The sequence below is a fragment of the Acidimicrobiales bacterium genome, from assembly GCA_040219515.1.
Classification (GTDB): Bacteria; Actinomycetota; Acidimicrobiia; order Acidimicrobiales; family Aldehydirespiratoraceae; genus JAJRXC01.
This window is the reverse complement of sequence record JAVJSI010000014.1, coordinates 76,858-90,451: the sequence shown is the minus strand read 5'-3', so window position 1 is coordinate 90,451 and position 13,594 is coordinate 76,858. Positions and strand designations below refer to the sequence as shown.

The following is a 13,594-nucleotide window of genomic DNA, read 5'->3' as shown; positions in this document are numbered from 1 at the left end:
CTCGTCAGCCGATCTCACCCGGGTGAGATCCACCGCGGGTCGGATCGGATTCCGTGCGGCCGCCGTCGTAGGATCGGGTCATGGAGGCGGGTGAGGCGTTCACGTTGGTGGCGACGAAGATGACTGCGCCGACGCCACCGTCGCGGTTCGCCGCTCGGCCCGAGCTCGAGGCGAGGCTCGATCAGGCGGCCTCCGATGACGGGGTCCGTGTCGTATTGGTGAGCGCACCTGCGGGGTCGGGCAAGTCGACGTTGGTCGCCGCGTGGCAGCAGCACCGGAGCGATTGCGCATGGCTCCAGGCTGACAAGGCCGATGGTGATCCGGCCCGCTTCTGGGGCCATGTGGTGGCCGCGCTCGAGGCGGTCGTTCCCGGCCTCGAGGACGCCGCTGGTGCGGCGATTCCCGGATCGGGGGCCGACGCCACTGCACTCATCGAGCGGCTCACGAACGAACTGGCGAACACCTCGCCGGCGTTGTTGGTCATCGACGACTACCACCTCATCGCCAACCCGGTGATCGACGAGGCCGTCGAGTATCTGATCGAGTTGTCCCCGTCGACGTTCACGTTGGTGCTGTGCACCCGGCTCGATCCTTCGGTGCGACTCGGGAGGCTGCGGGTGAGAGGTCAACTGGCCGAGATTCGCGCTGCCGACCTGCGGTTCGCCCCGGGCGACGCCTCCGTGCTGCTCGCCCAGCGGGGTGGCGCACCCTCGAGCCAACAGGTCGACGCTCTGTGCGAACGCACCGAGGGCTGGGCCGCCGGACTCGTACTCGCCGGCATGTCACTCGCAGCCGCCGCCGACGGCGATGCCTTCGTTGCATCATTCCAAGGCGACGACCGCCTCGTCGTCGAGTACCTCACCGACGAGTTCCTCTCCGGCGTCACCGACGACGACCGCCTCCGCCTCCTGCAAACGTCGGTCCTGGATCGAATGTGCGGACCCCTGATCGACGCGGTGTGTGAAACCACCGACGGCACCGGCTGGCTCGAGGAGCTTGCAACGCGCAACCAGCTGGTGGTCGGGCTCGGCCGGTCCAGCGAGTGGTACCGCTATCACCACCTGCTGCACGACGTGCTCCGCATGAAGGCATCGGCATCGACGCAGTTGGACGACCTGCATCGTCGAGCCGGCGCGTGGCACCGAGACCACGGCGACCTGGATCGCGCCGCCGAGCACCTGTTGGAGGCCGGTGACCTGGACGCAGCCGCCGACGTCATCGCCGCGCACAGCATGGATCTGCTGAACCTGGGCCAGGTGGAGACCGTGAGCGGCTATCTGGAGCGCTTGGGGACCACCGTCAGTACCCACTTGCGGTGTGCCGTGCTGCTCGGCTGGATCCACGCAGTCCAGGGGAACGTGGACGAAGCAGATCGTTCGCTCCAGCACCTGCGCAGGCTCGAAGCCACCAGCCCGGCCGATGCGTTCGCATCGGGGTTGATCGCCGGCCTCGCAGTGCTGATCCACGTGAACCGTGGCGACGTCGACAGCGCCATCGCCGACGCTGCGGTGGCTCCGGAAGTCACCGACGCCACCCAGACGCTCGTTTTGGGTCAGGCGTTCGTGTGGGGAGGCCGTTTCGACGACGCCGAGCCGATCCTGACCCGGGCCGGCAGGCTTGCGGCCGAGCACAGCGACCAGTTCGCATTGGCGGGCACACCGAGCATGGCCGCCGTCGCTGCGCTGGAATCAGGCGAGACCGAGGCCGCGCGCCGATCGGCACGGAAGACCATTGCGGCCACAGCCCACCACGGCGCCCCCGAGGGCGGGCATAGCGCGGTGGCCCGCAGCGTGCTGGCCCGCACCTCCGCTGATCCCGATGACGCACGGACGCAGGCCCGGCGCGGTGTCGAACTGGCGCGCGGTGCCGCCGGCCGCCTGACCGCCGCGTACGCTCTGGCCGGAGCGGCCGATGTCCTCTGCGCGCTCGACGAAGCCGACGGACCAGCGCTCGCCCGCGAAGCCCGGTCGCTCGTCGACCAGTGCGCGGACCCCGGCATCGTCGGTCGGTACCTGGCCCGGGTGGAGGCCCGACACCAGCTCGGTGGCCCCGCACCGAAGGCCGATGGCCTGGTCGCGGACCTGACCGAGCGTGAGGTCGCCGTGCTCCGCTATCTGCCCTCACCCATGTCGCAACGCGAGATCGCCAACGAGCTCTATGTGTCGCTCAACACCGTGAAGACCCACTGCAAGGCGATCTACCGCAAGCTCGGCGTCGGCGACCGCAAGGCCGCCGTCCAGGCCGCCAGAGACGTCGACCTGCTGTAGCGGTTCGAACCGACCGGACCGGAACCGGACGCGGAGCGCACCTGCGCATGGTCAGAGCCGGACGTTCACTACCGATCGTCCTCGGGTGGCTCGATGAGCGGCTCCGCTTCGGTGGACGGTTCCGCGGTCGACAACAGCGCGACCTCGGTGATGGCGTGGCCGCGCATGGCTCGCACGGTGAGGCGCCAACCGTCGACGGTGGTCTCGTCCCCCGGTGCGGGGATCGAGCCGAGTCGGTCCAGCACGAGGCCGGCGATCGTCGTGTACTCCCCGCCGGGCACGTCGACATCGATGTCGGGCAGATCGTGGATCGGGAAACGGCCGGGCAGGACGATCGTGCCGTCGGCTTCGTGGACGACGGTGGCGAGATCGGGGTCCGTTTCGTCGTAGATCTCGCCGACGAGCTCCTCCACCAGGTCCTCGACGGTCACGATTCCGGCAGCACCCCCATGTTCATCGACCACCAACGCCATCTGGACGCGACGTGTCTGCATCTGCCGCAGCACACGGAGCGCCTTGGCCGAGTCGGGGAACATCGGGATCTCCATCACCACCGCCGACACCGGTTCGTCGCCGGCATCGAGCAGTTGCCTCAGATGCACCATCCCGGTCACGTGGTCGAGTCCGCCACCCGCCCCCACTGGGGCCCGGCTGTGACCTGACGCGGCGAGTCTCACGAGCGCGTCGCGGCACGGCCAAGCGTCGTCGACGACGAACACGTCCCTTCGAGGGACGAGGATCTCGTCGAGGGTGCGTTCGGCGATCTCGAACGCGCCATCGATGATCTGTCGCTGCTCCGTCGTGAACGTCGGCTGCACCGCGACCATGTCGCGCAGCTCCTCCTCCGAGACCTCCTCGCGCTGCACGGTCGGATCGGCCCCCATCAACCGCACCGCGATGTCGGTCGAATGCGACAGCAGCCACACCGCCGGGCGGGTCAGCTTCGACAGGACCGCGAGCGGCCGGGCCATCAGCAGACCCCAGCGCTCCGCCTTCTGCATGGCGACCCGCTTCGGTGCCAACTCCCCGAACACCAGCGTGAAATACGCCAGCACGAGTGTGACGACCACCACCGACGCGGGGCCGGCGCCGCCGCCGAGGAACCCGAGCGGCTCCTCCAACGGCTCGGCGAGCGAGACCGCGGCCGCGGCGGACGCGAGGAACCCCGCGAGAGTGATGCCGATCTGGATGGTTGCGAGGAACTGGTTCGGCTGGCGGGCCAGCTTCGCCAGCACCGCCCCCGTGCCGGACTGCTTCTCCAGCCGTTGCAGCTGCCCCTCGCGCAGCGACACCAACGCCAGCTCGGTGCCGGCGAAGGCCGCGTTGACGATCACGAGCACGCCCACGAGCCCGAGTTGGATCCACACGTCAGACATCGCCACCCTGCCATCTTTCGAACCGGCCCGCGGGAAGGGCGAGGACCCGCCTACGGGATGCTCGCGTCGTACTCGGGGGATCCGGTGCGGTGTTCACGACGATCGACCTGAAGGCTAGCGCCAACCCGCCCATGGGGCCCCGGCCCGAGGAGGCTCCGTGGTCGCTCGACCGCTGGCCGGATGTGCCGACACAGATCATCATCGGCCCCTGCGCGGCCGCTCACACAAGAGAGGTGTCAGAACCTCGCTCCAGCCAGTCCAGGATCGCTCGGGTTGTCTCGTCCGGCAGTTCTTGCTGGATCCAGTGGCCGCAGTCCAGGCTGATCTCGTCCACGGCGGGGACGAACTCGGACAGACGTTCGGACCTCGGGATCGGGTCCTGCTCGCCATAGATCATGAGTGCCGGCGTTCGTACGATCGGGTCGACATCTGCCAACAGGTGCCAGTTGCGGTCCATGTTCCGGTACCAATTGATGCTGCCGGAGAACCCTGCCGTTTCGAATGCGGAGACGAACACAGCCAGTTCGTTCTCGCTCATGACCGGCTCTCCCGCCGGGGCCTCGGCCTGTGCGATGTTGATCATCATCATTCCCGGATCCGGAGCGACGAGCGGCTGGTTCTTCCGGTACATGTTGCGAAGGAACTGGAAGGTGTTCTCGTCCAGCACCGCGTCGGCAACGCCCGGCTGCCGGTTGAAGTGGACGAAGTAGAAGTCGCTGCCGAATACCTGTTCCATCATCTCGATCCAGGGTTGCTCCCCGCGCTCTTGGTACGGCAGCGCCAGGTTGATGACACCGTCGAGCCGGTCGGGGTGCAGTAGTGCCATGTTCCACACGACGTTCGCTCCCCAGTCGTGACCGACGAACGTTGCCGTGTCGTATCCGAAGTGATCGAGAAGAGCGACAAGATCGCCCGTCAGATGTGCGATGTCGTAGTCAGTCACCGCGGTCGGTCGCGATGAGTTGCCGTAGCCCCGCTGGTTGGGAACGATGACGTGGTAGCCCGCTGCTGCGAGCGCGGGCATTTGGTGACGCCACGAGAAGGCGTGCTCCGGCCAACCGTGGCACAACACGATGGGTTCGGCGTTCTCGCGACCGGCTTCGAACACTTCGAGTTCCACCCCGTTGACAGAGATGATCGTGGGCTCGGGAAAATCGGTTGGGTCGAACATGGCGTTCTCCTTCGTTGATGCTCGGTGATGTGAAAGCACCCTACGAATCAATGCGGACAGTATCTGTCCTCAACTGACAGGTCCGACGAAGCCACGCATCGCCTTCCCAGCTCCCGCAGTGGACGTGCGAGGCGAAAGGCCAGGGGAAGTCATGCGCAATGTCGGGAGTCGACGGCGAGTCGTCAGACCAGACGCTCGAGTGCGTCGAGGACGAGGTCGAGACCGAACTCGAACTCCGCCCGGAAGTCATAGCCGGGTTGGAGCACGAACTCGGTCGTGAACTCGGTCAGGTGCGGGAAGGCGCCCTCGGGTAGCGGCTCGATGAGGGTGCCGGCGAGGTCGGCCAGCTCGTCGCCGCCGGTTGCCGGGAGACTCGCCTCCTGGAGGGCGAACCCGTAGACATAGCTGTCGACGAGAGCGTAGGCGTGCGCCGTCATCTCCAGCGAGAGGCCGCCGCGCCGCAGGCAGCCGAGTACCGCGTCGTGATGACGGAGTGTCTCCGGTCCGGGGTTGGTCCGGGACTCCATGAGGGGCACGGCCCACGGGTGGTGGCTCAGGATCTCGCGGGCCGACAGACAACGATGACGGATGGCCGGCTTCCATTCGAGATCGACGGGTGGTCGGTCGATCTCGGCGAACACCCGATCGACCATGCCGTCGAGGATCGCGTCCTTGTTCGGAACGTGGTGGTAGATCGTCATCGGCTTGGTCTCGAGTGCGTCGGCGAGCTTGCGGATCGTCAATGCGTCCGCGCCGATCAGGTCCGCGAGCGCGACCGCGCCGTCGAGGATCCGATCGGCGCTGAGCCGTTGTCGCTTCGTGTCGGTCTTCGTCGCATCCGGCGATGCCATCGCGTCTCCTCGGAAGAATCGGTTGCCAACAGTACTTAGTACGATTACGGTGTGCAAGCAGTAGTACAAAGTACGACAACGAAGATGGAAGACCCAGATGACGACCATGCAGACCATGAACGAGACATCAACCGAACCACGCGGGAACCGCACCACGATGCGAGCCGTCACCCAAGGCACCTACGGCTCGAGCGACGTCCTCGATGTCACCACGATCGACCGGCCGAACATCGCCCACGACGAGGTCCTGATCGAGGTGGAGGCGGCCGGCCTCGACCGTGGCGTCTGGCACCTGATGACGGGCATGCCCTACCTGATCCGGATCATGGGCTACGGCCTCACCAAGCCCAAGAACCCGGTGCCGGGCATGGACGTCGCCGGCCGCGTCGTCGAGATCGGCCGTGACGTCACCCGTTTCTCCGTGGGCGACGATGTTTTCGGCATCGGCGCCGGCACCTTCGCCGAGTACGCCACCGCCAAGGAGACGAAGCTGACCCACAAGCCCGACGGCGTCACGTTCGAACAAGCCGCGGTGTCGACGATCTCGGGCATCGCCGCGCTCCAGGCCCTGACCACCGTCGGCCGACTCGAGCCGGGTCAACACGTCCTGGTCATCGGCGCGTCGGGCGGGGTCGGCTCGTTCGCCGTGCAGTTGGCCAAGGCGCTCGGCGCCACGGTCACGGGTGTGGCGAGCCCCGCCAAGCTCGACGCCGTCCGCGCGCTCGGCGCCGATCACGTCGTCGACTACAGCCGACAGCAGATCGACGAAGGCGAGCACCAATACGACCTCGTCATCGACACCGGCGGTCGCAACAAGCTCTCCCGACTCCGACGGGCACTCAGACCGACGGGCACCCTCGTCATCGTCGGCGGCGAGGACGGCGACCGGCTCACCGGCGGCATCGGACGCCAACTTCGCGCCGCGCTGCTGTCACCGTTCGTCACGCAACGACTCACCTTCTTCGTGAGCAGCGAATCGCTCGAGTTCATCGAGCCGCTCGCCGAGCATCTCGCCAACGGCAATGTCACCGCCGCCATCGGCCAACAGTTCGACCTCGATGGCGTCCCTTCGGCGATCGCGGCGATGGAAGCCGGCACCCTCACGGCCAAGACCGCCATCAAGGTCAGACCATGACGCCCGGCGCCGGCACCGTCGCGACAGCCGGTCCACTCCGGCGCCACCTCCCCGAGATCGGCTTCGTCACGGCATCGATCATCTGGGCCGCGGTCATCATCGACCGCGGCGACGTCGTGTGGCCCCTCGCCATGTGGATGGCCACCGCGCTCGCCCCGATGTCGCTGCACCGACGGTCCACCAGGCGTGCCGTTGACACGGCGGTAGCGGATAGCCCTTCAGTCGACGAGTAGGGGGGTGACCTGTTCGGTGATCTGGGCGATCAGCGCGTCGCGATGTCGGGCCGCGCCGGCCTGCTCGGGCGGAACCTCGGCCGCGGTGTTGGCGATGCCCCAGATCAACAGGTCGACGAGGACGGGGATCAACTCGATCGCCGGCTGCCGCGGAACGTAGATCCAGCGACGACCATCCTCCGGATCTCGCACCCGGGCGATGATGCCGGCATCCCGGAGGCGCTGCAGACGCTCGGCGAGCGTGTTCGTGGCGATCGACTCGTCGACTGCGAAGTCGGCGAAGTGCGTGATTCCGCCGATCAGGAGATCGCGCAGCACGACGAGGGTCCATCGATCACCGAGCACATCGAGCGACGCAGCAACAGGACACGACGAACGCAGCTCGGAAGCAGGCGACATCGACATACGAACATCTTACTTGTGATTCCAGAGCGATCCAGGTAGTTGCCCTTGCACTTCACAAGTGATGATCACCGGGAGCGGCGGGGATGATCGAGGTCGCACTTTCTTGCCGCCGCCGCGAACGATCAACCCGTTCACGCCTTCGTCGAGGTCGCCGACCCCGATGACATCCAGGACATCACCACCCAACCCAACCACCAGGAACCACACCACGACTGATGGCCGAACCTCAGATCATCGTCCACTCTCTTTGTCGAGAGATCAGGTGCCCTTGGATTCATCTGGCCCGCTGGTCGGGACGGGCGACGCCTCCATCGATCCGAGTGGGACCGACTTCAGTGTTCGTCATCGGGTCGATCGTCGAAGCGACCGAGTAGAGCCACGGCGTCATCGGTGAGACCCTGTCCGACCTCGTCGTAGAGGTTGCGGACCTCGTCGGCCCCGGCGTCGGCGAGCTCAACCGCTTCGTCGGCGAACAGCGCGGTGGCCAGAACGGCGACGTCGGGCAGGTACGAACGGACCTGATGCACCGCCTCCAGGTTCGCCTCGTGGTCGCTCATCGCGAGGATCACCACGTCGATTTCAGCGTGGAGCTGGAGCCTTGCCCAGAACTCCGAGTCGAGTACGTCGCCGCGAATCACATCCCGTCCGAGTCCGACGTTCTGTTCGACCGTGACATCGCGCCGATCGACGCCGAGCACCACCGGTCCCCGTGCGGTGACGAGTCCATCGTAGGCACCGGCACCAACCCGACCCATCCCGAACACCAGGACACGAGCGTCGACGGGTTCGATCAATTCGTCATCGGGCTGCGTAGGAGAACGTTGGAGCCGTTCGAGTCGGCCCGCAACCCGGCGGTAGAGCCTGAATCGGAGCGAGTTGAGCGGAGCCGCCATCGCGAACGACGCCGAGACCGCCACTGCGATGGCCGATGTCCAGCGAGGCTCGAGCAGCTCTCGATCGACGCCGACCACAGCCACGATCAGTCCGAACTCACTGAAGGTCGCAAGCGTTGACGACGTGTGCCACGCGGTTCGCACCCGGAAACGGAAGCGGCTCACGAGCCACAGGAAGCCGAATGCCTTCAAGGGAACGACCAGAAGAACCAACGCGGCCACGCCGATCGCTCCTGCGTCGGGCGCGCCACCGAGACCGATCGACAAGAAGAACCCGACCAACAAGATGTCCTTGAAACCCAACAACTTGTCGGCCAGCTCCCCGGCGCGGGGATGGGAGGCAAGACGAATACCGACGACGAGGGCACCGAGATCGGGCTTGAGGCCGACCTGCTCGAATGCTTCGGCGCCCACGGCAAGGGCCAACGTCAGTCCGAACAGGACCTGGAGCTCCCCGCGACCGCTGCGGTCCAGCACCCAGTCGTAGACCGGCTTCGCCGCGACGACGCCGGCAACCACCGGGATCGCCCACCACGACGGCGGCTCGTCGACTGCGAACGTGAGGAAGACGACGGCGAAGATGTCCTGGACGACGAGGACGCCGATGGCGATCCGCCCTTGGAGCGAGGTCGACTCGTTGCGTTCATCCAAGGCCTTGACCGCGAACACCGTGCTCGAGAACGAGAACGCGAAGCCGACCAACGCGGCTTCGGCGACGCCGATGCCGGAGGCCAGGGGTAGGCCGACCGAGCCCAGCGCGAGGAACAGTCCGCCGATCAACCCGGTTGTCACCGCCATGTGCAGGCTCGCCCCCGCCCAGACCACGGGCTGTCCGAGGGTGGAGAGCTTCAGCTTGAGACCGATCGCGAACAACAGGAGCAGCACACCGAGGTCGCTGATCTCCTCGATCGCCGCGGAGGTCTCGTAGCCCAGGCCATGGAGAACGAAACCGGCCACCAGGTAGCCGACCAGAGGCGGGAGCCGGACCCGGTGGGCCACGAATCCCGCCCCGAATGCCGCAATGAGAAAAGCAGGCTCCACGTTGCTGGATCGTAACCCGGGCCGATGGCCGGCCACGCGCACCGGGGCTCGGGCGAGATCACAGTTCGACGAAACCCCGCTCGTCAGCGCGGCGGGCTGATGATTCCCTGCCTGAGCGCGGTGACGACCGCGGCGGTCCGATCGCTGACGCCCAGCTTGTCGAACGCGTGCAGCAGATGCGTCTTGACCGTTGCCCGCCCGACGTGGAGGAGAGCGGCGATCTCGGCGTTGTTCATCCCCTCGGCGACGAGCGCCAGGATCTCGCGCTCTCGTGGCGTGAGCGACACCGACTTGGTCTGTCGCATCTGCTGCACGATCCGGGACGCAACTGGTGCGCTGAGCACCGTATGGCCGGCGGCCGCCTCGCGCACGGCATCGCGAAGCTCGCTCGGCTGGGTGTCTTTGAGCAGGTACCCGATCGCCCCCGCTTCGACAGCTCCGACGATGAGGTCGTCGGTGTCGTAGGTCGTGAGCACGAGCACGCGAACCTTCGGCGCCGAGGTGGCCAGTTCGGCTATCGCTCCGACACCGTCGAGCTCGGGCATCCGCAGGTCCATCAGCACGACGTCGGGTTGCTCACGGACGGCGATGGTGACGGCCTCCCGTCCGTCGGCGGCCTCGGCGATCACGTCGATGTCCCCCTCGGCGGTGATGATCTGGGCGATGCCCGCCCGGACCACCGGGTGGTCGTCGGCCAGGACGACGCGGATCATTTCGTCCCCGTTGGCAATGCGACCGAGATGGACGTGCCGGCCTGGTCAGCCGACTCCACGACGACAGTGCCGCCGAGTTCTGCCGTGCGGGCTCGGATGCCGGTGAGTCCCAGTCCTCCGACCTGGCTGCCGACGGTGCGCGGTGGCGCGTGGACGTCGAACCCCGACCCGTTGTCGACGATGTCGAGCAGCACCTCCCTGTCGGTGTAGGCGAGCGTGATGTCGATCCGCCCCGCATCGGCATGCTTGCGGGCGTTGGCGACAGCCTCCTGGGCGATGCGGAGCACGGCGACCTCGATCGCTCCGCTCAGTTGCTGCGCAGACCCGTCGACATGGAGGTGTGCCACCGGCTCGTCGGTCGTGGCCACTCGCTGGAGCGCCTCGGTCAGTGTCCGGCCACCGAGCGATTCGTCGGCCCGGTCGGCGACGAGACGGCGAGCTTCACCGAGATGCTCCGACGCAACCTGCTCCACGAGCCCGAGCGTCTGGCGCGCACTGTCGGCATCGCCCCGGGCGAGTGCGCCACGCGAGTGCAGCAGGATCGAGCTGAACCCCTGGGCAAGCGTGTCGTGGATGTCACGGGCGATGCGGTCGCGCTCCATTCGGGCCCCTTCGGCCCGTTGCGCCTCGGCGAGCTCCGCCCGGGTCGCTTCGAGCGTCGCGAGCAGCACGGCCCGCTCTTCGCTCTGCTCGATGACCCGGTAGACCCACCACCCCATCAGACAGCTGAGCGCCCAGGTCCCCAGCGGTAGCAGCGCCCACTCCCAGAACGGTTCATCGGCGGCGAACTCGACCGCGCCCCAGACGATGGGCATCACCGCCGCGGCCACGGCCGATCTCGGCCAGCTCACCAGCGCGAACGTCGCCGGCAGCATCGTGAACATGGCCTGCAGGAACGACGCATCGATCAGCACCAGCGCGATCCACGGGACGACGAGCGCCAACCAGATCCACTCCGACGGTTCGGCGCCCGCTCGCTCGCTGCGAAAGGTTCCGAGAACGACTCCGATGGTGACGAGCATCGGGATCGTGGCCGGCACCGGGGCCAGGCCCTCCATGCCGACCTGTATGACCACCAGCACGGCGATCATGCCGGCGTGGGAGAGGAGAAATCCGCGCACCGCGAGCTCATCGTCGAGTCGGTTCGGCGGAATTCGGAGCGCCCGCATCTCCGTCATCGTTCGGTCCGGAGGCGGAAGCGGCCGAGCACCAGCGCGAGACCGGCGACGGTCCAGATGGCGAGCACGAGCGCAACCATACCGGGCTGCCAGGAGCCGCCCGGTTCGTTGACGGCGAACGAGTCCGGGAGGAAGACCGATCGCATCCCGAGCGCCATCCACCGAAGCGGGAAGAGCGACGCGACCTGCCGGAGTCCACTCGGCAGGTCGCCGAACTGGAACCAGATGCCGGAGATGAACTGCAGGGCCACGAACGGCAGCGTCACCACGGCGGACGCGGAGCGAGGATCGGTGACGATCGTGGAGATCGCCATTCCGAGCAGCACGGCCGACGTGAGACCGAGGAGGAACACCCACGAGAACGTGAACCAGCCGATTGCCGAGGGCAGCTCGACGTCGAACAGGGCGACACCGATCGCCAGGAGCAGTGCCGTCTGCAACACCGCGGTCACGACGACCGAACCGAGCTTGCCGAACACGTAGGCAGCCGGCGGCATCGGAGTGCCTCCCAGGCGCTTGATCGTGCCGTCGGATCGGTCGAGTGCGAGCTGCGGGGCGAGGTCGTTCACCCCGACGTTGAGCGCAACGCTGGCGACCATCCCCGCCACGATGTACTGGCTGAAGTCGACGCCGGTGTTCCCGATCTCACCGCCGAGGATCGCGGCGAGCATCGTCATCAGCACGATGGGAAGGGCAAAGGAGAAGAGCACCTGCTCGTGCGTGCGCCGGAAGCGGAGCAACTCGATACGGGTGCGCCGAACGGATGCGATGGCGAGGGTCATGACGCGACCTCCTGGGGTCCCTTGTGAACGTGCGGCGCCGGCCGTCGCCCATCGTGGTGTCGACCCAACGCGGAGGTGTGGTCGTCGATGAGCCGGAGGTAGGTGTCTTCGAGCGAGGGGCGGGTGATCTCGAGACCGTCGACTTCGCCGTCGAGTCGATGGAGTTCGACCACGAGCGCGGTTGGTTCCGATGTCCGAATGCCGACGCGGTCGTGATCGACGCGTTCCCATTCTTCGGTTGTGAGCAGCGTCTCGTTCGACGGCGACGGGCGAAACGACACGATGGTCTCGTTCGCATCGTGCCCACCCAGGCGGTCGGGTGTGTCGAGCGCGATGAGGGTTCCGTCGGCGAGCACGCCGACGCGGTCGGCCAGCTGTTCGGCCTCGTCGAGATAGTGCGTGGTGAGCACGATCGTCGTGCCGTCGTCACGCAACCCCTCGATCATCGACCACAGTCGCCGCCGGACTTCCGGGTCCAGCCCGGTCGTCGGTTCGTCGAGAAACAGCAGTTGTGGCCGGCCGACGATGCCGCAGGCCAGGTCCAGTCGTCGGCGCTGGCCACCCGACAGATGGTCGACGAAGCGGTCGGTGAGCTCGTCGAGGCCGGTCATCGCGAGGGTCTCCGCCGTGGAACGGGGGTTCGGGTAGAAGCCGGCGAGATGGCCGACGGCCTCGGCCACGGTGAGCCGGTCGAAGGCGCCGGTCTCCTGGGTGACGATGCCGAGGTGGGACCGCCAGGTCGACCCGCCGTTCATCGGGTCGACTCCCAGGACCGAGAGGTGACCGGCCGTCGGTCGGCGGTAGCCCTCGCACATCTCGACGAACGTCGTCTTTCCGGCGCCGTTCGGTCCCAGCAGTCCGAACACCTCACCGCGGCGAATGCTCAGATGGTCGATGTCGACGACGGTTCGATCGTCATAGGACTTCTTGAGGCTCGAGGCCTCGATCGCGGTCTCGTTCATGAACTCCATCATCACGAACCGCGCCGCAGGGCACATCTACCCACGGTCGGGTTGTCGCATCCACCACCTGGTGGAGGGCCCGTTACTGCCGTGGGCGACACGGCCCTACAAGATCGGCGAACACGGTCTGAAACAACCCAAGCCGCGCTACGACACCGCCGATCAGGCCCGAACTCGGCGTTGCCGCACGGCCCACACGAGAGCGCCGCATCCGAGGACGGCCACGCCGCCGATGACGCTCGCTGATGGCAGCGTGAACGCCAGCACCACGCAACCGACGATTCCGAGCCCGGCGAGGCATCTCGCCGTTGGCCGCCATGGCGAAGGTCGTCCGACTGACCCCGACGATCAACGACAAGAGAACACCGAGGGCGGCGATGGCGCCCCCGACACGGACGACCGGGGAGAGGGCCACGAGGTCACCGGCGCGAACGGCGGTGTCGAGCGGCGCGGTCGATGCTGCCAGCGCTTCGGGTCCGGCGGCCAAGAGAGCCGAGACGGCGACGAGCGTGTAGACGACGAGGGTGATGCCCAGCGCGAGCGGGATTGCACGCGGGATCGTGCGTTGTGGGTCGACGACCTCTTCC

The 13,594-nt window shown here is 67.1% G+C and carries 12 protein-coding genes; 3 read left to right on the top strand and 9 right to left on the bottom strand.

The window, feature by feature from the left end:
* Nucleotides 1-80 precede the first annotated feature (80 nt).
* Nucleotides 81-2,267, top strand: coding sequence for a LuxR C-terminal-related transcriptional regulator (locus tag RIB98_13780; protein MEQ8842046.1), 2,187 nt, complete (start codon nt 81-83; stop codon nt 2,265-2,267).
* Nucleotides 2,268-2,335: 68 nt separating this feature from the next.
* Here the strand turns inward: RIB98_13780 and RIB98_13775 are convergent, their stop codons facing one another.
* The 3 genes from RIB98_13775 to RIB98_13765 all read right to left on the bottom strand — a co-directional run bounded on the left by RIB98_13775 (nt 2,336) and on the right by RIB98_13765 (nt 5,665).
* Nucleotides 2,336-3,643, bottom strand: coding sequence for a hemolysin family protein (locus tag RIB98_13775; GenBank protein MEQ8842045.1), 1,308 nt, complete (start codon nt 3,641-3,643; stop codon nt 2,336-2,338).
* Between the two features lie 220 nt (nt 3,644-3,863).
* Complete coding sequence (locus RIB98_13770) at nt 3,864-4,814, bottom strand: alpha/beta hydrolase (GenBank protein MEQ8842044.1); 951 nt, start codon at nt 4,812-4,814, stop codon at nt 3,864-3,866.
* 182 nt (nt 4,815-4,996) lie between these two features.
* The gene (locus RIB98_13765) at nt 4,997-5,665 is read right to left on the bottom strand and encodes a TetR/AcrR family transcriptional regulator (GenBank protein MEQ8842043.1); all 669 of its coding nucleotides are present in this window, start codon (nt 5,663-5,665) and stop codon (nt 4,997-4,999) included.
* Between the two features lie 115 nt (nt 5,666-5,780).
* On the opposite strand from RIB98_13765, the gene RIB98_13760 reads away from it, so the two are divergent.
* Nucleotides 5,781-6,800 carry an NAD(P)-dependent alcohol dehydrogenase gene (locus RIB98_13760; protein MEQ8842042.1) on the top strand — a complete coding sequence of 340 codons (1,020 nt, stop codon included), beginning with the start codon at nt 5,781-5,783 and terminating at the stop codon, nt 6,798-6,800.
* Nucleotides 6,797-7,033: a hypothetical protein gene (locus RIB98_13755; GenBank protein ID MEQ8842041.1), complete on the top strand. Its 237-nt coding sequence runs from the start codon at nt 6,797-6,799 to the stop codon at nt 7,031-7,033. The genes RIB98_13760 and RIB98_13755 overlap by 4 nt, the downstream gene beginning before the upstream one ends.
* Here the strand turns inward: RIB98_13755 and RIB98_13750 are convergent.
* The 6 genes from RIB98_13750 to RIB98_13725 all read right to left on the bottom strand — a co-directional run bounded on the left by RIB98_13750 (nt 7,019) and on the right by RIB98_13725 (nt 13,007).
* On the bottom strand, nt 7,019-7,432 hold the full coding sequence (locus RIB98_13750) for a helix-turn-helix domain-containing protein (GenBank protein ID MEQ8842040.1): 414 nt from the start codon (nt 7,430-7,432) through the stop codon (nt 7,019-7,021). The two genes, RIB98_13755 and RIB98_13750, sit on opposite strands and share 15 nt — an antisense overlap.
* A gap of 338 nt (nt 7,433-7,770) precedes the next feature.
* Complete coding sequence (locus tag RIB98_13745) at nt 7,771-9,372, bottom strand: cation:proton antiporter (protein ID MEQ8842039.1); 1,602 nt, start codon at nt 9,370-9,372, stop codon at nt 7,771-7,773.
* A gap of 83 nt (nt 9,373-9,455) precedes the next feature.
* Nucleotides 9,456-10,085: a response regulator transcription factor gene (locus tag RIB98_13740; protein MEQ8842038.1), complete on the bottom strand. Its 630-nt coding sequence runs from the start codon at nt 10,083-10,085 to the stop codon at nt 9,456-9,458.
* The gene (locus RIB98_13735) at nt 10,082-11,254 is read right to left on the bottom strand and encodes a sensor histidine kinase (GenBank protein ID MEQ8842037.1); all 1,173 of its coding nucleotides are present in this window, start codon (nt 11,252-11,254) and stop codon (nt 10,082-10,084) included. The genes RIB98_13740 and RIB98_13735 overlap by 4 nt, the downstream gene beginning before the upstream one ends.
* A 5-nt stretch (nt 11,255-11,259) precedes the next feature.
* Nucleotides 11,260-12,045 (bottom strand): ABC transporter permease, encoded by a 786-nt coding sequence (locus tag RIB98_13730; GenBank protein ID MEQ8842036.1) that lies wholly within the window; start codon nt 12,043-12,045, stop codon nt 11,260-11,262.
* A complete protein-coding gene (locus RIB98_13725; protein ID MEQ8842035.1) occupies nt 12,042-13,007 on the bottom strand; it encodes an ABC transporter ATP-binding protein in 966 nt (321 codons plus the stop codon). Before RIB98_13725 ends, RIB98_13730 begins: the two co-directional genes overlap by 4 nt.
* Between the last annotated feature and the right edge of the window lie 587 nt (nt 13,008-13,594).

What these genes read in the sequence shown, in the direction of transcription:
- RIB98_13780 (MEQ8842046.1), top strand. Translation starts at nt 81, where the DNA reads ATGGAGGCGGGTGAGGCGTTCACGTTGGTGGCGACGAAGATGACTGCG.
- RIB98_13775 (MEQ8842045.1), bottom strand. Translation starts at nt 3,643, where the DNA reads ATGTCTGACGTGTGGATCCAACTCGGGCTCGTGGGCGTGCTCGTGATC.
- RIB98_13770 (MEQ8842044.1), bottom strand. Translation starts at nt 4,814, where the DNA reads ATGTTCGACCCAACCGATTTTCCCGAGCCCACGATCATCTCTGTCAAC.
- RIB98_13765 (MEQ8842043.1), bottom strand. Translation starts at nt 5,665, where the DNA reads ATGGCATCGCCGGATGCGACGAAGACCGACACGAAGCGACAACGGCTC.
- RIB98_13760 (MEQ8842042.1), top strand. Translation starts at nt 5,781, where the DNA reads ATGAACGAGACATCAACCGAACCACGCGGGAACCGCACCACGATGCGA.
- RIB98_13755 (MEQ8842041.1), top strand. Translation starts at nt 6,797, where the DNA reads ATGACGCCCGGCGCCGGCACCGTCGCGACAGCCGGTCCACTCCGGCGC.
- RIB98_13750 (MEQ8842040.1), bottom strand. Translation starts at nt 7,432, where the DNA reads ATGTCGCCTGCTTCCGAGCTGCGTTCGTCGTGTCCTGTTGCTGCGTCG.
- RIB98_13740 (MEQ8842038.1), bottom strand. Translation starts at nt 10,085, where the DNA reads ATGATCCGCGTCGTCCTGGCCGACGACCACCCGGTGGTCCGGGCGGGC.
- RIB98_13735 (MEQ8842037.1), bottom strand. Translation starts at nt 11,254, where the DNA reads ATGCGGGCGCTCCGAATTCCGCCGAACCGACTCGACGATGAGCTCGCG.
- RIB98_13730 (MEQ8842036.1), bottom strand. Translation starts at nt 12,045, where the DNA reads ATGACCCTCGCCATCGCATCCGTTCGGCGCACCCGTATCGAGTTGCTC.
- RIB98_13725 (MEQ8842035.1), bottom strand. Translation starts at nt 13,007, where the DNA reads ATGAACGAGACCGCGATCGAGGCCTCGAGCCTCAAGAAGTCCTATGAC.